This is a genomic window from Campylobacter felis, assembly GCF_030250085.1.
GTDB classification, from domain to species: Bacteria; Campylobacterota; Campylobacteria; order Campylobacterales; family Campylobacteraceae; genus Campylobacter_D; species Campylobacter_D upsaliensis.
This window is the reverse complement of the sequence record NZ_JANURX010000004.1, coordinates 124,021-142,695: the sequence shown is the minus strand read 5'-3', so window position 1 is coordinate 142,695 and position 18,675 is coordinate 124,021. Positions and strand designations below refer to the sequence as shown.

The 18,675-nt window shown below is 33.3% G+C and carries 16 protein-coding genes and 2 pseudogenes; 4 read left to right on the top strand and 14 right to left on the bottom strand.

Annotation, left to right across the window (positions count from 1 at the left end; genetic code table 11):
- Positions 1 to 2,001, top strand: a 2,001-nt coding sequence (locus NYG92_RS03825) for a hypothetical protein (protein ID WP_432264798.1), incomplete at its 5' end; no start/stop codon positions are given.
- Positions 2,002 to 2,103: 102 nt separating this feature from the next.
- On the opposite strand, the pseudogene NYG92_RS03820 reads toward NYG92_RS03825, so the two are convergent.
- The 14 genes and pseudogenes from NYG92_RS03820 to NYG92_RS03755 form a co-directional block, all read right to left on the bottom strand.
- Positions 2,104 to 2,376, bottom strand: a pseudogene (locus NYG92_RS03820) (Cj0814 family flagellar-dependent secreted protein); the annotation flags it as partial.
- Between the two features lie 157 nt (positions 2,377 to 2,533).
- On the bottom strand, positions 2,534 to 3,475 hold the full coding sequence (locus NYG92_RS03815; RefSeq protein ID WP_289233582.1) for an NAD(P)-binding domain-containing protein: 942 nt from the start codon (positions 3,473 to 3,475) through the stop codon (positions 2,534 to 2,536).
- Between the two features lie 71 nt (positions 3,476 to 3,546).
- On the bottom strand, positions 3,547 to 4,149 hold the full coding sequence (locus NYG92_RS03810) for a nitroreductase family protein (protein ID WP_289233581.1): 603 nt from the start codon (positions 4,147 to 4,149) through the stop codon (positions 3,547 to 3,549).
- Positions 4,146 to 4,750: pseudogene (locus NYG92_RS03805) on the bottom strand (NAD(P)H-dependent oxidoreductase). Before NYG92_RS03805 ends, NYG92_RS03810 begins: the two are co-directional and overlap by 4 nt.
- Positions 4,740 to 6,098 carry a TolC family protein gene (locus NYG92_RS03800; protein WP_289233580.1) on the bottom strand — a complete coding sequence of 453 codons (1,359 nt, stop codon included), beginning with the start codon at positions 6,096 to 6,098 and terminating at the stop codon, positions 4,740 to 4,742. Before NYG92_RS03800 ends, NYG92_RS03805 begins: the two are co-directional and overlap by 11 nt.
- 1 nt (position 6,099) lies before the next feature.
- Positions 6,100 to 8,025: an ABC transporter permease gene (locus tag NYG92_RS03795; protein ID WP_289233579.1), complete on the bottom strand. Its 1,926-nt coding sequence runs from the start codon at positions 8,023 to 8,025 to the stop codon at positions 6,100 to 6,102.
- Positions 8,025 to 9,188: an efflux RND transporter periplasmic adaptor subunit gene (locus NYG92_RS03790; protein ID WP_289233578.1), complete on the bottom strand. Its 1,164-nt coding sequence runs from the start codon at positions 9,186 to 9,188 to the stop codon at positions 8,025 to 8,027. The genes NYG92_RS03795 and NYG92_RS03790 overlap by 1 nt, the downstream gene beginning before the upstream one ends.
- Before the next feature lie 53 nt (positions 9,189 to 9,241).
- On the bottom strand, positions 9,242 to 9,622 hold the full coding sequence (gene panD / locus NYG92_RS03785; protein WP_289233577.1) for an aspartate 1-decarboxylase: 381 nt from the start codon (positions 9,620 to 9,622) through the stop codon (positions 9,242 to 9,244).
- 27 nt (positions 9,623 to 9,649) lie between these two features.
- Positions 9,650 to 10,456, bottom strand: coding sequence for a HemK/PrmC family methyltransferase (locus NYG92_RS03780; protein ID WP_289233576.1), 807 nt, complete (start codon positions 10,454 to 10,456; stop codon positions 9,650 to 9,652).
- On the bottom strand, positions 10,453 to 11,640 hold the full coding sequence (locus NYG92_RS03775) for a M48 family metallopeptidase (RefSeq protein ID WP_289233575.1): 1,188 nt from the start codon (positions 11,638 to 11,640) through the stop codon (positions 10,453 to 10,455). Before NYG92_RS03775 ends, NYG92_RS03780 begins: the two co-directional genes overlap by 4 nt.
- A 23-nt stretch (positions 11,641 to 11,663) precedes the next feature.
- Positions 11,664 to 12,821, bottom strand: coding sequence for a GDSL-type esterase/lipase family protein (locus NYG92_RS03770; RefSeq protein WP_270977952.1), 1,158 nt, complete (start codon positions 12,819 to 12,821; stop codon positions 11,664 to 11,666).
- Positions 12,808 to 13,779, bottom strand: a complete 972-nt coding sequence (locus NYG92_RS03765) for an SGNH/GDSL hydrolase family protein (protein WP_289233574.1) — start codon at positions 13,777 to 13,779, stop codon at positions 12,808 to 12,810. Before NYG92_RS03765 ends, NYG92_RS03770 begins: the two co-directional genes overlap by 14 nt.
- Positions 13,779 to 15,152 carry an MBOAT family O-acyltransferase gene (locus NYG92_RS03760; protein ID WP_289233573.1) on the bottom strand — a complete coding sequence of 458 codons (1,374 nt, stop codon included), beginning with the start codon at positions 15,150 to 15,152 and terminating at the stop codon, positions 13,779 to 13,781. The genes NYG92_RS03765 and NYG92_RS03760 overlap by 1 nt, the downstream gene beginning before the upstream one ends.
- 33 nt (positions 15,153 to 15,185) lie before the next feature.
- On the bottom strand, positions 15,186 to 15,680 hold the full coding sequence (locus tag NYG92_RS03755) for a ferritin (protein ID WP_289233572.1): 495 nt from the start codon (positions 15,678 to 15,680) through the stop codon (positions 15,186 to 15,188).
- Between the two features lie 288 nt (positions 15,681 to 15,968).
- Between NYG92_RS03755 and NYG92_RS03750 the strand changes: the two genes are divergently transcribed.
- From NYG92_RS03750 to NYG92_RS03740, 3 genes are read left to right on the top strand one after another with little or no spacing between them, the layout of a single operon-like run.
- Positions 15,969 to 16,088 (top strand): DUF8374 domain-containing protein, encoded by a 120-nt coding sequence (locus tag NYG92_RS03750; protein WP_039882932.1) that lies wholly within the window; start codon positions 15,969 to 15,971, stop codon positions 16,086 to 16,088.
- Entirely contained in the window at positions 16,048 to 17,742 is a 1,695-nt protein-coding gene (locus NYG92_RS03745; protein WP_489752803.1) for a DUF2972 domain-containing protein, read from the top strand. Before NYG92_RS03750 ends, NYG92_RS03745 begins: the two co-directional genes overlap by 41 nt.
- A 37-nt stretch (positions 17,743 to 17,779) precedes the next feature.
- Positions 17,780 to 18,652 carry a DMT family transporter gene (locus tag NYG92_RS03740; protein ID WP_289233570.1) on the top strand — a complete coding sequence of 291 codons (873 nt, stop codon included), beginning with the start codon at positions 17,780 to 17,782 and terminating at the stop codon, positions 18,650 to 18,652.
- The last annotated feature ends 23 nt before the right edge of the window (positions 18,653 to 18,675 follow it).

The window sequence follows — 18,675 nt, the reverse complement described above, 5'->3', positions numbered from 1 at the left end:
ACTATACAAACCTTAACTATCAATAGCGGGACTATTAATGGAGGTATCACTAATAACCGCACTATGGGAAGCATTAGCGTGAGTAATGGCACGGTAAATGGCAATATCGTCAATTCAGGCACTAACGCTAGCACGGGCAATATCAACATCACAGGAACAAGTAATGTAAGTGGCTCTATCGTTAATCAAAACGGCGCAAATTTCACAAGTAACATTACCCTAGAACAAAACTCCAAACTAGGAGGCATTTCAAATAATGCAAATTCTACGATGGGCGGAACGCTTGATTTAAAAGGCGAAGTAGGAACAATCAGCAATGCTGGAACTTTTAATAGCACTTTAACTTTAAGCAATAAAGTGGGAACAATTGAAAATAAGCAAGGCGGAACGATAAGTAATGACATTACTATTAATAGTGGTGGAAGCGTAGAAGCGATTAATAATGAGGGAACTATGAAAAACATCACTAATAATGGAACTTTAAGTAGTATCACAAATTCAGGCACTATGCAAAACATCACTAATAATGGAACTTTAAGTAAGATCACAAATTCAGGCACTATTGAAAATCTTAAAATTACTTCAGGTGATTTTGAACTAAATAATACGGGGCAAGGTAAAATTGCTGATATAGAAATAGGTGGAAGTGGTAATATTAATATTAATGATAATATGAATATAGGCTATAATGATGGAGTTTCTACCTTTAAAATAGCAAATGGTGCTACTCCTACTTTAAATTTTGGTGTAGTAAGAACAGCCATCACAGCACAAGAAACCTATCCAACTGTTAAGCTTGTAAATACAAGTAATGCTAATCAAACTCAAGCAAAAGTAGCCATAGATAAACTTATCATAAGCTTAGTGGGTGAGGATACACAAATTGGTAAAAGTGTTTCTTTAGCTAATTCAGTATCAGGCGCTGCTAATGGTGGGGTTGGAAATATTTATATTAAAAGTGCAGACTTTTCACAAAGACTTAAAGAAAGTGGCTTTTATGGGAAATTTAATCTATACACTCAAACCGTAGACACACGCTTTAATTCTAATCTTGGTGCGGCAGGTTTATTCTCTCAAGTCTTTATTAATCAATTAGGGCGTCGTTCTTTATTATTTGATTCTTTCTTAAATGAAGCTAGTCGTGCTTCTTTAAGATATAAAAGAACCCAGCCTGATACAAATTTTGATATCTTTGTGCGTCCTTATTATTCTAAGATTAAAACAGATTTAACAGATATACCAGAAAAAGCAGATGGAACAAGCTCTGGTATCTTAGCAGGAGGACATACATATTTTGATAATAGCTTATTAATGCTTTATGGTGCGGTTGAAAAGAATAAAACAAATTTAGCTGATGATGTCTTTAATTTTAATAATGATACCTTCTTACTTGGTTCAAAATATAGCATAGAACTAGCTCAAAGTCATATAGGACAACTTTTTGGTGGAGTGGATATAAGAGGCTCTTATACTAAAGCAGATCTTGAAAGAGAACCAGTAAGTGGTTTTAAATCTCAAGGAGATGCAAAAAACTATGCTTATGATGCTAGAGTATTTTTAGCTTCTATTATTTATTATGATTTACAAGATCATAGTAAATATCTTACTCCTCAAATAGGCATAGGTCATGTAGGAGCTAAGTTAAAAGGCTTTGATATGAAAGGGGATAGATTAGCTTATAAAGAAAGCTTAGATGATATGACTTATGGTATCACTTATGCAACAGCAAGTTTGAATTGGTTTAAAAGAAAAGATAATGTTGCCATTCAGCTTGATGGAGGTGTAAGGGTCAATCTTAATAATGAAATCAATACCCAAACTAGAATCAATAATCAAAACTTTACCAATCATTTTGAAGCATCAAAATACTATTCACAATTAGGGGGAGCTTTTATGTGGATAAATCCTTATGGAGTAGATATAAGCTTAGGCTATAAATTCCTCTTTGGAGAAAGTGCTACATCACACACTGCTAATTTAAGACTGCATAAGACTTTTTAAAGGATATAAGCTAAGGCTTGTGTCCTTATGAGTTTTTATTTGCTTTTTGACTTCTTTTTTGTTTGATTTTAGGTTTTTTAGATTTTACCTTTTTGTTTTGACTCTTTTATTGCTTAGAGTATGAACGGTATTTTGAAATTCGCTAAATAAGCCATAGTTTGTGTCAAGAGTGGAATTTGAGCCACTATTTAAAACTTCACTTTTTATTAGAGTTTGTGAATTAGCACTTTGAATTTCATTTAATTTACTAGCATTTTGTTTTAAAAAAGCATTGGCAAAACTTATTTTAGAATTTTCTTTACTTTCTTTATTAGCTTTACTTTGTGAAAGTATAGAACCATAGTTTGAGTTATCATTGATACTAAAGATACTCATATTAATTCCTTAATTTAGATTTTTTTGCCTTCAATCCAAATTCAAAGAAATACAAGCAAGATCTGTTCGGGTAAATGGAACAAAAGGAGGTTAGTATTGATATAAAGATCTAAAGCCACCCTTATGCTCTCTTAACCTCATCAAAATTTTATTAATTTTAGCCTTTTAAATGCTCCATAATTCTAAAAGCGTCATTTAAACCCGTAACTATGCTAGCACCATTTTTAGTCGCTATATCCCCGGCTACGAAAATTCCACTCACATTGCTTTGTTTATTTTCGTCCATTAAAGGAACGCCCTTTTCATCGACATTGATACCACATTTTTGTAAAAAATCAAGAGGGGTTGAACCACCAATCGCATAAATTATCCTATCATAAAGCTCACTAGAATTATCATTAAAATTAATCCTAGCCTTGCCCTCTTCATCAAGCACCTCATTAATATCCACGCCCAGTTTCAGCTCAACCCTACCAGAATTTCCAGCCTCCATAATATCTTTTAGGTTAATATCATTAAGCCTTGTAAATTCTTTTTTGCGGTAGCAAAGTGTGATTTTATTATGATTTGCTAAATCCACAGCATACTCAGCCGCAGAATTTCCCCCACCAACAACAAGGATTTTTTCATTTCCTAGCACGGAATTTGCGTTAAAATTAATCTTCTTGGTTAAGCTCATAGGAAGCTTATAATCAGGCTTATTAGGCTTACCCATACGCCCTATGGCTATGATGATATTATCACACAAATAAGCCTCTTTAGCCGTTTGGACGATAAAACCTTCCTCCTGCTTTTTCACGCTTTCAACCTCGCTATTAAACTCCACTTCTATATTGTGCGTTTTCAAAGCCTCCTCAAAGCATACTATGGTGCTTTCTTTCGTGCCGTCCTCAAAAGGGATATGTCCATAATTTGTCCCCTCGCAGCCCTTATAAGCCTTATCCACGCGCTTGCCATCTTTATAATACTGCACTAAGGTTTGGCAAATCGAATTTGTCTTTTCTAAAAGCAAAAGCTCTTTATTTTTAAGCTTTGCCTCCACAGCACAGCCTATACCAGCTGGACCAGCACCGATGATGATTAGATCTAATTTTTTCATAATTTTCCTTCATAATTTAATTTTTAAATTTAACAAATTTTTTGCAAATAAAGAGTTAAAACATCAAATTCTCAATCCAAAAAACGCACCACTTCATCAAATTCAAAACGACTTTTAGCTTGAATTTCCTCATCATCATTATAACCAAGTGCTATCATTAGGGTAGAAAGCTCTTTTTTAGTATCCAAATTTAAATAAGCATTTAATTTAGCACTATCAAAGCCTCCTATGGTGCAAGTAGCGATATTTAGGGTATTTGCGGCATATAAAATCCCAGCCAAAGCAATGTGTGCTTGCTCTCTTGAATAGGCTATTTTAGCTCTTTCATCCATACCCTGCAAAAAAGGCTTATAAAGCATAATGCGTTTTTGAATTTCCTCTTCGCTCATCTTTCGCTTTTTTAGTTTTTCTTCAAAATACTCAGCAAAATCAAGCCTAGAAACGATAATAACAATAGCCGCAGCGTTTTTTACATGGCTTTGATGATTTGCTATGAGGCTTAATTCTTCTCTTTTTTTAGCGTCCTTAATGACTAAAAATTTCCAAGGCTCAAGCCCCAAAGAGCTAGGACTTAGCCTAGCCACCTCTAAAATTTCTTTCAAAATTTCATCTTCAATCGTTTCTTTTTTAAAATTCCTACAAGAATATCTTGTTTTAAAAAGCTCCAAACTCATAAATACTCCACCACCTCATCAAATTTTAAGCGAATTTTAGCATATTTTGGCTCATTTTTTTATAGCCCAAAGACAAAATAACAGCACTTTCAAAAGGCTCTTTAAGTTTTAAAAATGCATCGACTTTTTCTTTTTCAAAACCCCCTATCATACAGCTATCTACACCTATACTAATGGCAGCTAAACTCATTTGCATTAAGGCTAAATAGCACTGCAAAGAAGCATAATGGTAAAGCTCTTTATCGCTCATTTGATTAGTTTTATGTGTGTAAATTTGTAAGATTTTTTGAAAATTTTCCTCGCTACTTCCGCTAAAACGGCGAATTTGCGACCTTGCAAAGGCGTCTTTTTCTTGTAAATCTTTTCTAGCAACTAAAATGATATTATGACTAGCCGTAGCGACATTTTGCTGATTAAAGCAAAGTTTGGAAAGCTCTTCTTGCCTATCTTTTAAAACAAAAAATTTCCAAGGCTCAAAGCCGTGAGAGCTAGGAGCTAAAACTCCGCTTTCTAAGATAAATCTCAAATCCTCTTCTGGGATTTTCCTACCATCAAAAAGCTTACACGCGTGGCGTTTTTCTAGCATTTCTTTAAAATTCATTTTCTTCTCCTTTTAAACTTGTGATTTGATAATATAAATTAATAGTTTCTAATAGGTTATACCTCGCTCTTAAAAGCTCTTGTTCTGCGTTAATAAGGGCATTTGAAGCGTCTAAATAATCTTTTAACTCACTCTTTCCAAGCTCATATTTTTGCAAATAGGCTCTTGTGATAAATTCCTGCTTATCCTTAATCAAGCTTAAATTTGACAAAAGCTTTAAATCGCTCTCATAGTCCTTAAACACTAAATGAAATTCATTAAAAGCACCTTGCAAGTTCTGCTCATATTCAAAGAGTAAAGCCTCGTAGGCAAATTGCGAAATTTTGATATTTTGCCTTACCCTACCATAATCTAAAAAAGGCAAAGAAATTTGGACATTACCGCTTAGAATTTCTAGCTTAAAACTCTCTTTAAATTCCTCAGCCTCTCCCCTTAAAGCACCACCTAAAGAAATGCTAGGCAAAATGGACTTTTGGACACTATTATAATCCTTAAAAGCCGCTTTTAAGGCATTTAATTTTGCCCTTACATCAGGACGATAAGCTAAACTTTGCAAGGGTATGTTAAAATCAGGCTTTAAAAGCTTAAAATCTTCCAAACTCGCCTTTTCAAAATACTTTAAATAAAAAAAGCCCTCCTTTTTACCCAATAAATCTTGTAAATTTTTAAGGATTAAATTACGATTTTGCTCGTTTGTTAGCAAATTTTGACGCGCTTTTAATAAACTTTGCTCCACATTTAAAAAGTCAAGTTCCTCTATCTTTCCAAGCTCGTATTTTAGAGCATAAAGCTCACTCATTTTTTTCAAATTGCTCACATAATTTTCTAGCATTATTTTCACATCATTAAAATAAGCCAATTTAAAAACGCTATTTAAGCTTGTATTAATAACGCTTAGTTTTAAACTCGCTAAATCATAAGCACTAGCCTTAGCTCTTAACTCCTCCGCCCTCACGCTATCTAAAATCTTACCATAAATATCAAGCTCATAATTCAAATTTAAGCCATTAGAATAGCCTTTATTATTAGTGCCTTTGTGCAAATTTTTCATTCGATTAAAGCCTAAAGTGCCATCTAAACTAGGATACAAATCATAATCAATCAAATCCGCCCTAGCCAAAGCACTCAAAAGCGAAGTTCTAGCGACTTTAATGTCCTTATTATTTTCCAAAACAAAGGCTAAAAATTCTTGTAAATTTGCATTTTCATAGGCTTGCCACCACTGGGATTTTACATTTGCTTTTTTTAGCTCCTCTTCGCTTAAAAACACCTCTTTTACAGGCTCTATCTTAGCTCCGCACCCACTTAAAAACAAAAGCATTAAAAACAAAAAACTTATTTTTTTCATCTTATTCCTTTGATAGAGCGTTAATGGGATTTAAATTTGCTGCATTTTTTGCAGGAAAAAAACCAAAAATAAGCCCGATTAAAACAGAGCTTAAAAGCCCAGTTAGCACAGCACTCCCTGAAAATATCATCAAAAAATCACTCGCAAAAAGATTAAAAACAAAAATCACTCCAAAAGAAAGCGCCACCCCCATAAAAGCGCCGATAACGCATATCATCACAGCTTCGATTAAAAACTGCATTAAAATATCCTCTCTTCTTGCTCCCACTGCCATTCTTATGCCAATTTCCCTCGTTCTCTCGCTCACAGACACTAGCATAATATTCATCACCCCTATACCACCCACGACTAAAGCAATAAGTGCTACGCAAATAGTTAAAATGGTCGTTGTGCGTTTATTCGCCGTGATGGCTTCTTTAAAACTATCGATATTAAAAGTGAAAAAGTCCCTTTGCCCTCTTTTAAGCTCCAAAACCCTTATAATAGCATTTTCAGCCAAGCTAGAACTCACATCATCTTTAACTTTTACGATGATTTCTCTTAATTTTCTATCTCCTGTTAATTTATTCATCAAAGTCGTATAAGGGATATAAAGGCGGACTATATTATCACTAATAGGACGCCTCGTGTCTTTTTGTAAAATGCCTATGATTTTAAAAGGCGTGGAATTAAAAATCACAATCTTACCCAAAAGCTCCTCACTTTTTACATTAGGGAAAATGTTTTTCTTCGCGTTAAAATCAAGCACAGCCACATTAGCACTCTCACTTAAATCCTTCTCGTCTAAAATTCGCCCCACTTCAAGCTTTAAGCCGTCCATATTAAAGCTATTTACCCCCACACCCTCAGCCCTTGCGTTTAAAGACTTGTTTGTGTAGGTTAGCACCCCAGAAGTCCCCTCACTCGCCTCAACAGCTTCTAAATATTCCAAACTTTTTAGCGTTTCTAAATCGCTAAAATTAAGCCTTGTTCTTCCCGAACGCAAATCTCCAAAACCCCGTCCGGGTCTTATTTCTATGGTATTTGTGCCTAGAGATGAAGTCGTTTGTAAAACCTTAGCTTGTGAGCCAAGTCCAAGTGCGACTACACAAACCACAGAGGCTATGCCTATGATAATACCAAGCATAGTCAAAAGCGATCTTAACTTATGTGCTATAATGGAAGAATAGGCGATTTTAAAGCATTCAAAGACTTGATTTTTAAGCAAATTGAAACTCTTTTTTTCCTTTAACATCGTTTTGATTTCAAATTCTCTCATCTTTGAATTTTGCTTAGTATCGCTTAAAATTTCGCCGTCTTTTATCTCTATCACACGCCCTGCCTTTGCGGCGATTTTTGGATCGTGCGTTACAAGTATGATGGTGTGTCCTTGAGTGTTGAGCTTTTGTAAAATTTCAAGCACCATTACCCCACTTTTACTATCAAGTGCTCCCGTTGGCTCATCAGCTAAAATTAACTCTCCGCCGTTCATCAAAGCCCTAGCAATGCTCACTCTTTGCTGCTGTCCGCCACTTAATTCATTAGGCTTAGAATTTATTTTGTGAGAAAGTTCCAAATTCTCAAGCAAGTTTGTGGCTCTTTGATTTCTCTCTTCGCTTTTTTTACCCGCATAAACGCTTGGTAAAGCGACATTTTCTTTCGCACTTAAAAGAGGTAATAAATTATAACGCTGAAAGATAAAGCCTATTTTCTCACGCCTTAATCTTGCCTTTTCGTCCTTGTTTAAATTTGTTAGCTCATAATTTTCAAAGAAAAAACGCCCTCCACTTGGCTCATCAAGCGTTCCTATAATGTTTAAAAGCGAAGTTTTTCCACTCCCACTTTGCCCGATAATAGCGACAAATTCGCCCTTTTCTATTTGTAAATTAATCTGCTTTAAAATAGTATTTTGCCCTATTTTTTTGCTGATATTTTCAAGCTTTATCATTAAAATCCAAATTTCATCGCTGGAGCTAAGGCTTCAAGACTTGAAGAGATGATTAAATTCTCTCCCTCACTCACGCCGTCTAAAATTTCGGTATTTAACGCATCTTTTATACCAAGCTTGACATAAGCCTTACGCACCCTATCCTTTTCTAAAATTTCGACAAAATAGCCCCCACTATCATTTTTAATCGCATAAGTTGGCACAGCAAGGACATTTTGTGCGTGAGCGACCACAATCTCATTTTGTATGCTCATACCTATACGCAATAAATCGTCCTTATTATCCACAAAAAATTTCGCATAATAATAAATGGCATTACTCGTGGAATTTGAACTATTGGAGCTATTTTGCTGCGAATTTGAATCGCTAATTTGCGTATCGGCTGGGTCTATGCTAGCAATTTGTGCTTCATAAGTTTTTTCAGGATTACTAAGTAAAGAAAAATCAAGCTTAGTGCCGATTTTAATTTTACTCACATCAGCTTCTGCGATTTCCATTTTCACTTCCATTTGTTCTAAATTGGCAATTCTTACAAGGGTCGGTGTATTTTGATTTGCATTTACAGTTTGCCCCTCATCAACCGCGACATTGATTATCACTCCATCCATAGGAGCGGTGATAATGGTATAATCCAAATCTTTTTGTGCATTTTTAAGCGTGATTTCAAGCTCAATCACCTCCGCATTTAAAGCCGCCACAGACGCCTTAAGGGCAAAATAATTATCCTTAAGCGTTTCAAGGCTTTCAAGCGAAGTCGCCTTTTTATCATAAAGCTTTTGCTCTCTTACATACTGCTTAGAAGCGATATTTAGGGCGACTTTTTTACTTTCCAAATTCGCTTTCGCACTCTCAAGTCTAGCCTTAGTGATGTCAAGGTCATTTTGCTGCTTATCCTTATCAATTTGAGCAATCAAATCTCCCTGCTTAACCCTATCCCCCACATCAACATAAAGTTTTATGATTTGTCCGCTAACTTGCGCGCCGACATCAACTTGCTCTTTAGCATAGACCTTACCCACAGCTTCTATGGTTTGAGAGATATTTTTGCGTGAAATTTTTTGCGTGAGATACTCCACTTTTTCCGCAGAAAAATAAAAATAAACCCAAATTCCAAAACACAGCACGATACAAATAAGCAAACTAGCAATTAATTTTTTCTTCATTATTCCACCTTGATGTGTCTATTCTACTTGGCTAAAGTGAATTTTTTGTGAATTTAAAACAATTCTCCGTGCGTTTCATAATGGCTTATTTTAGTAATGGCGTTATTTTCATCAACAAAAACAACCTTAGGCTTATGCTCTTTTAATTCTTTCTCCTCTAAATTCGCATACGCCATAATGATAATTTTATCACCCACTTGCACCTGTCTAGCCGCAGCACCATTAAGACAGATCGCCCCTTTTTCTTTAGTCGCTATGGTATAGGTCTCAAACCTTACGCCGTTATTGACATTAACCACTTGCACCTTTTCATACTCAAGCATTCCACTTGCTTTAAGAAGCTCCTCATCTATGCTAATACTCCCCACATAATCAAGCCTCGCCTCACTCACACTTGCGCGGTGAATTTTGGATTTTAACATTATGATTTGCATTTTTATCCTTTATTTTTAGTTGGCATTTTAGCTAATTTCAATCCTTTTTGCCACAAAAGCCCTATCAAAGCCATTTTCATCTTTAAAAAATTCAGCCTTAAAATTGTATTTTTCTAAAATTTGACTTAAAATTTCTTTTTGATCATAGCCAAATTCACAGGCTAGAAATTTCGCTTCTTTTTGATAAGCAAAGATGATGATTTTTTCTAAAATTTCATAACCCTTCTCTCCCCCCAAAAGAGCGTTTTTAGGCTCATTTTGCACCCATTTATCAAGAGGATAGGAATTTTTAATATAGGGAGGATTAGAAAAAATTAAATCAAATTCTCCCTTTCTTAATTCTAGCTTTTCAAAATCACTTAAAACAAAATCGATTAAAACTTCATGTTTTTTAGCATTTTTAAGGGCGATTTTTAAAGCCTTTTCATTAATATCGCAAGCCTTAATATTAAGCTTTAAATTCTTAGCCAAAATAATGCTTAAAATTCCACTTCCAAAGCCTATTTCAAGGGCATTTTGTAATTTTTCTTTTTGGGCTAATTCCAAAAGCTTAACGAGTAAAATTTCACTATCATAACGCGGGATTAAAACGCCCTTTTCGATGTAAAATTCCAAGCCGTAAAAATCTGCTTTTTTAAAAAGATATTCATAAGGCTCACCCTCCTTAAAACGCCTTATAAGCTCAAAATACTCTCTTTCATCAAAGTCCAAATTTTCATTTAAAAAAAGCCAAGTGCGGTCTTTTTGCAAAAGCTCACATAAGATAAATAAAGCCTCATTAGCCTTTTCTTTAAGCTCTATTTTAGCAAGACTTAAAGCCTCTTTAATTTTCAAGAAAGCGCCTTAAGTCTCTCGCTAATGCTAGGATGTGAAAGATGAAAAATAGTGTAGATTTGACTTGTTTTCACAAAGGCTTTATTTTCCTTTGCAAGGGCGATTAGGGCATTTTTCATATCTTCTTTTGAGCTTAATTTTGCTCCGTGTAAATCAGCCGCAAATTCATTTTTACGGCTTAAAAGATTGAGTAAAGGAAACACAAGAGAAGTAAAAATAGAGCCAAAAATAAGCAAAAGAGCAAAAACGCCTGCATTAACGCCCTCTAAACCACTTTGAGTGTAAAAAAATTCAGGCAAATTAGCAAAAAGAAAGAAAAGTATAAAAAGCATCAAAGCTCCACTTATAAGGGCTTTTAAAATATCCTTATGCACAAAATGTCCAAGCTCGTGTCCCAAAACGGCTAAAAGCTCTTTTTCACTCAAAGCCTTTAAAAGCGTGTCAAAAAGCACCACTCTTTTGCTCTTAAAAAGTCCGCCAAAATAAGCATTAAGCCTCTTATCTCTCTTACTTGCATCGATGACATAAACGCCGTTTGCACTAAAGCCGCACTGTTTCATTAAATTTTCAATTTTACTTAATAAATTTTCATCATCAAGCTTTTGCATTTTATTAAAAAGTGGGGCGATTAAAGTAGGATAAATAAGATTGATCACTAAAATCACACAAAAAGAAAAAGCAAAAGCCCCAAGCCACCATAAAGCTCCTAAAAATTCATAGCATAAAAGCAAAACATAAATAATTGCAAAACCAAAGATAAGAAGCAAGGCTAAAGATTTCAAACTATCTTTTATAAAAAGGCTCACGCTCATATTTGAAAAGCCTTGTGCTTTATTTTTCACAAAATCTTTATAAATGCTTAAAGGCAAATTAAATAAAGCCATTAGCACCAAAAAAGCTAATAAAAATAAGGTATTTTCAAGCTTTGAATTTTCGCTAATCAAAAGACTTTTAAGATAAGCAAAGCCAAAGCCAAGCCAAGCTATATTGACGATAAGGCTATAAAAATTAGAAAAAAGTTCAAATTTTTCATTTTCAATGGCAATATCTGCCGCCCTTTTATACTCTTCCTCATTTAAAATTTCTGCTTTTTTCTCTCTTTCTTGCTCCAAAAAACGAATTTGTAGATAAGAAATCAAAGCAAAAAAAGCTGTATAAAGACATAAAATCGCAATTAATAACATCTATTTTCCTTAAAATAATTTCACTAATCAAAAAATTTTCTAAGCTCATCAAGCATTTTTTTCGCCATAAGCTCATAACCCTTAACGCTTAAATGCACATCTTTTAAAGAAAGTTTTTTTTCTATCCAAAGGGCTTTAGTGCCACTTTCTTGCATAAATTCGTGCATATCAAACAAAAGCGTTTTTTCCTCCTTAGCTAATTCATAAATAGCCTTTTTAACAGCATGAAAATTAGGGCTTAAGATATAGTTTTTACCCTTTTTTTGCGTTACGGTTGGAGGGGAGATAAGCATAAAAATGGCATTTTTATTTTCTCTTCTTAAAATTTTAAAAAAATCTTTATAATTTTTCTTAAATTCCACTGCATTAAAGTCCTTTAATAAGGCATCATTTGAGCCATAAGCAAGAATAATTAAGTCATTTTTTAAAACGCCTAATTCTTTTTTTACAACATCTAAATTCCAGTCTTTCCACAAATTGCTTCTTGCACCATTAATCGCTATGGTATCTAAGAAGATATTACGCTCATTTTTATCCATTATGAAATAGCCTCCAAGCTCGGCTTTTTCTTGTAAGGCAGTGATTTTTAAGGGAAAAGTGGAAATGACTTCTTTATACGACCATTTATCCTTAACATTTGAGCGTAGAATAAAGCTTTTATCTTTCGCATCTTTTACACTAAAAGCATTTTGAGAAAATGGAGCTTTAAAAAGAAAGCCGACCTTAAATTCCTTTGTTTCTAACTTAGTATTTAATTTAATTATGGCACCCTTTTTATCGGCTCTTGCAATGATACCTCCTAAGGGGTAATTATGCTGCTTATCATTTTTAGAATTTAAAAGACTAAAATTTTTAAATTCATAAGTTAAATTAAGATTTTGCTGGTATTTAGGTTGTAAAGCATAGGCAAAACCAACGGCATTTGAGCGTAATAAATAATCCCTTATCACTCTAGGGAAAAAATCCGCCGCCATATGAGAATCGCCGTAAATTCGTATGCCAAAGTCCTTTTTTGCTTTGTATTTTTTCTCAAGTTTTTTAAGATCTTTTTTTGCAACATAATTTTTAAAAGCCTTAGAATCCGTACTTTGCTTTAAAATGCTTTCAATTTCTTCATTTAAATCCGCCTTAAGACTTAAGCTAAGGCTTAAAATAAGAATCAAAAGCCTAAAAACTCGCATTATTGTCCTTTAATTTGATATATTCAAGCAGAAGTTTTGACATTTTTTTTGCTCCACTTGGCGTAAAATGCACCCCATCATCACTTCTTACTTTAATGCTTTTATTATTTTCATCTTTGATATAGGCTGAATAAGCGTCATTTTTACTAAAAAAGAGCTTAGTGTTAATGAAAATGCCCTTATTTTTTAAGATTTCTTGGCTATAAATTTGATTTAAAATACTAAGTTTTTTATTTAAATCCTCCTTTTTTACAGGGGGGATTTCATACCATAAAACTTTTATATTGTGTTCTGTGGCGATTTTTAAAATTTCATCAACCCTTTGGGTGTAAATTTCAAGCCACGATTTAGAATTAAAATGATGATAAATTCCGCCCTTTTTAATATCCCAAGGGTCATTCGCCCCAAGCAAAACAACCAAATATTTAATATTTTTATTATTTTGCAAGGTCTTAGTCGTCTCCTTAGCCCAGTCAAAATAGGACTTGTAGGAAAGTCCTGTATTTTGCTTACTTAAATCCACAACCTTTAAGCCTAATTTTTTCAAGTCCTTGTTTAACGCCACCGCAACGCCTTGCATTAAAGAATCGCCTATGAGTAAAAATTCCTCATTAAGGCTAATTTCAAATTTGGTATTATCAATAAAACTAATATTTGCTTCAGGCTCTATGATAGCTTCAGGATTTTCTAAAGCTAGGCTTAAATTCTGCTCTTCTTTGACATTTAAATTTTCTTCTTTTTCCGTTTCAAATTCTGTGCTTATGCTTTCATTACTCAAGATCATACGCACCTGCTCGAGCTTAACTTTTAAGGCATTTGCTTCGTTTAAAATGTCATTTTGTGGATAAAAAATAATGTGATATTTTTGCTCTAAATAAGAACTAATGCTTTTATTCATCACCAAAACGACCAAAACAAAAACCACAATCAAGATAAATAAAAATTTAATAACTTGCATTAAAAACTCGAATAAATAAATTCAGGCATTCCGCTTGGCATAAAAGCAAACACCAAAAGTAAAATAAAAGCGATGATGAAAGGCTTTAGCAAAAACGGCGTAAGATTTAAAATTCTCACACAATAATCCTTAAAATTAATAAACAAAGGATAGGTGATGAAAAGCACTACAAAGGCAATTAAAATATAAATATCCTCATATTTTAAAGGTAAGAAAAAATTCTCATAGCAAGAATTAAGATAATCAAGAGCTTCATTTAAGTCCTTATAATAAAAAAAGATCCACGCAAAACAAACAAAATGAAAGGTTATAAAACGCCCCACAAAGGCAAATTTTTTAAGACTAAAAGGCGTGAGAGCTACCAAATGCAAAAACACAACTCCAAAGCCGTGCAAAATACCCCAAATGAGAAAATTAATCGTATTTCCGTGCCAAATTCCAGAAAGTATAAAAGCGATAAGTATATTAACATTTGTCCTAACTAAGCCCTTTTTATTACCCCCTAAAGGAATATAAATATAATCTCTTATAAAAGTCGAAAGACTAATGTGCCACCTCGCCCAAAAATCCTTAAGATTTCTCGCAAGATAAGGCATATTAAAGTTTATCGGCAAAACAAAACCTAACATCAAAGCAAAAGCACAGACCAAATCCACATAACCGCTAAAATCACAATAAATTTGCACCGCATAAGCATAAATCGCACTTAAAAGCTCGGCAAAATTATAAGAATCTGGGTCATTAAGAATCTTTTTTGCATAAATCCCCAAATAATTCGCAATCAAAACCTTTTTAACAATCCCAAAAAGTAGCAAAACGATGATAAGATTTGCATTTTTAAATTCACGCGTTTGATGGGCTTGAGAGAAGAAATAATCGCTCCTCATAATAGGACCTAAAAGCAATGTTGGAAAAAAAGAAAGATAAAAAGCAAGGTCAAAAAAGCTTACCAGCTTATGATTTTTATAAACGCTGACAAGATAGGTTATAGAATTAAACACATAAAAACTTATACCGATAGGAAAAATAATATCAAAATTAATAAAATCCAAACCAAGATAAAATAAAAGCGTATCCAAATCACCCTTAATACTAGGGAAATACTTAAACACGCAAAGATTTAAAATTATAAAAAATAGACAAGTTAAAAAAATGTATTTTTTACGCCTCACAAAAATTAAAAGGGCAAAATAATGAATAAAAAAGGTATAAACAAGTAAAATTAGCGAAAAAAGCGGATTAATCAAACTATAAACACAATAAGAAAAACCCAAAATCATAGCATTTTGCAGTCTAAAGCTATCTTTAAAAAACCAATAGCAGGCAAAAAACACTATCATTAAAATGCTAAATTCTAAAGAAAAATAAATCATAGCAAACCTAAGGCTAAGTCCTAAAAATAGGACTTATTTGGAAAGTAAAGTTTTGATGTATTGATCGGCTAAGTAAAGTCCATTGCCATTATCACTCATAAGCTTGATTTTATCGACTATCCCACGAAAAAGAGCCTCCTCCTCGTGCTGCTCACTCACATACCACTGCAAGAAATTAAAAGTCGCATAATCTTTATGTGTCAACATATGCTCAACTAGATTATTAATAGACTTAGTAATGTCTTGCTCGTGTGCGAAAGTTTTTTCAAAAACATCAAGCAAAGAGGCAAAATTTTGTTCAGGCTTTCCTACAGCCTCAAGCTCGACCTTAGAATCTGTCTCATTAAGATAAGTAATAAGGCGTTTAGCATGCTCACTCTCCTCACTCGCGTGGGCAAACAAAAACGCTCCCGCACCATCAAAGCTATTTTCATAGCACCAAGAACTCATAGCAAGATACAAATTTGCAGCATACATTTCTTTGTTAATCTGCTCATTTAAAAGCTTCACCACTTCACTTGATAACATTAATTCTCCTTTATGTAAAATAATCTTGCAATGATACTTTAAGATTATTTAAATTTGTTTTAAAGCTTGATTGAAATACGATTTTTCACAAATTCATAATAAAACTTAAAAAACAATAAATTTTTTTTCATATTTTTCAAAACTTAAAGTTCTATTTTATAGTATCTTAAGGCAATTTTCACAGCGTGAAAAGCCTGTGAATAAAATATGATTTTTTTTAAACTTAAACCGCATTGATTCCTTTTTTTTGATAAAATACCGCTTTTAATTTAGACAAAAGGAACACTAATGATCACCAATCCAAACTCCGCCACACAAAGAATCAAAAATCATCTTTCTTATAAACTTGGTCAAGAATTAATCAAATATAACACGGGGGGGGGGGGGGGTAATATCCTTACTCTTTAAACTCTACCACATCAAAAAAACTCATCATAAACTCACTCAATTTAGAAAAACACTTGAGCTTGCAAGAGCAGATCTAGCCTATCCTCCCCTTAGACAATGTTTTGATTATAATGAAGCTTTATGGGTAAAAACTTGGCTTACTTATAGACTTGGCAGGGTCTTGCTTGAGTGTGATAGAGATAAATTGAAGGGAGGCTATTTTAAATTTTTCTCTAAAATCAAACAAGCTAAAAAAGAATTTAAAGCCTTAAAAGAAAGTAGGGTTTATAGGCTCAAAGATAAACTGAAATTTAAAAATGAAGAAGATTTTGATTTTTTCATTAAAAACTATGCTTTGATAGAAAATTTACTTACACATTATGAGGCTTTAAATGAAGTCATTGTGTTAAATAAGGCTTTTGTATTAGAGCATTTTGATGAAGTTTCTTTATGGCTTAATTCTAAAGAATTTAAAGAAAAATATGAAGATATTAATCACCCTTATCCTCCTTTGTTAAACCCTGACAAGCTTAATGATGAAAATTATATTTTAAATTATGAGAAAATTCCTGCTGAAAAAGCTTGGGAGATGAACTTGCCTTTGCCGAGGAGGTATGAGTTTGTGTTGATGTTTTCACACGGAGCTGGAGCTTTAGCGATGAATCATTTTTTATTTTGGTCAGCACAATTTAATTTAATTGAATATTTTTATGGAGGGGTAGCTGAAGTAAGATATGGTAATTTTTATCAAAGATTACTTAAAGAAAATAATAATATAGTAGGCATTAGCGATACTTCCGAGCTTTTATATGGTAGCATAGAAAATAGAAATAAATTATGGTCTTTAATGGATAAAAAAGTCAAAGCTTTAGTTTTAGTGCGAGACCCCATTGAGCTTATTAAGCATTGCTATGGTAGAAAATGGGGAACTTCGTGGGCTAGGCTTAAGGAATTTACTTTGAAGCATAATTTTGAAGATGTGATTAAAGCTCCAGAGCCTTACAAATATGACTTTCCATCAAGCTATAAACATTTAGAAAATCAATGCTTTTTATGGAACACCTTTAAAGAGCATTTTCCTTATCTTGATTTTAAATACTTAGATGTAAGAGAATTTACGGGTCAAAATACCATAAAAACTATGCAAAAATTAGCCTTAGAATTTGGTTTTAACATTAAGCTCTCAACAGAAGAACAAGAAAATATGTTTGTCAAAAATATGTTTGCAGGAAATTTAAACTTTTTACTGCCTCTAACTTTGAAAATTGGTAAGATTAAAATAGAATTTAGTATTTTAAAAAAAGATGAAAATTTGCTTGATCTTCGCAAAGAATTCGAACTAAAAGAAAGTCAAAATCAATTAGGCATTTATATTTTAAAGAGCGATTATAAAAAGCTTTTAAAGAATCATAAGCTTTATGAAGAAACCTTTCATTATATCCAAAACTTCTATAATAAATTACTTGAAAGAATTAAGCTAGAAGATGAGCTAATGCTAAAACCAGAGGATATTTTAGAGCATTTGAAAAAAAATGAAGCGTGTTGCAAAGAGTTAAAAGGAGTGCTTGATTATGAAAGTAAAGATTTAAAAGCCACGCGTCCTGACATCGTAGCTTCGTGGAAGTATTATAAGGAGTTCGAAAAAATGTGTGAGGAGTTTGAAAACCAAAATTAATGTATAATTGCAAAAATACATTAAATTTAGGACAAAAATGGGCGTTTTTCTTGTCGTTTTGGGAGGGATTTTTTGGGCTGTAAGTGGGGTGTTAGCGGAATATCTTTTTGAAAATCATTATAGTGTTGAGTGGGTAAGTTTTTACCGCCTTTTTTGCACAGGAATTTTGCTGATTATCGTAAGTTTAAAGCGTTTTGAGGTGCAAATTCTCACGCAAAAAAGTCATTTACTCTCTCTTTTAATCTACGCTTTTTTTGGACTTTTGCTAACGCAATATGGCTATTTTAAGGCTATTTTCTACACGGATGCTGGCACAGCTACGATGATACAATATAGCGCCCCCTTAATCATTATGCTCTTTCTTTGCTTTAAAAACAAAATCTTGCCTAAAACACTTGAAATATTTGCCCTTATTCTCATCTTAAGCGCACTTTTTTTAATCGCAACAGGAGGGAATTTAAGTGAATTTAAAATAAGCTTTTGGGGACTTTTTTGGGCTTTGGGTGCTGCTTTGGGGATAGCATTTTACTCACTTTGTGCGAGAAATATCATAGAAAAATATGGCATTTTTTTACTTATGGGTTGGGCAAGTTTAATTGCTAGTGGAATTTTACTCATTTTACTGCTTGGTAAAATTCCTTCTTATGACTTTGATTTAAAGGGCTATTTAGCCTTGGCTGGGATCATTTTTATAGGCACGATAGGAGCATTTTGTCTTTATTTAAAAGGGGTCGAATATATCGGTGCATTAAGGGCTAGTATGATAGCGTGTATTGAGCCAGTAGCGGCGGCTTTTATGTCGCATTTCTTTCTTAAAACACAATATAGCTTTCTAGAGCTTTTCGCTTTTAGCCTTATTATCGTTAGTGTCTTTTTAAATGCGATGAAAGTAAAACCAAAAATTGACTAAAGCTTGTTATAATTTGCTTTTTA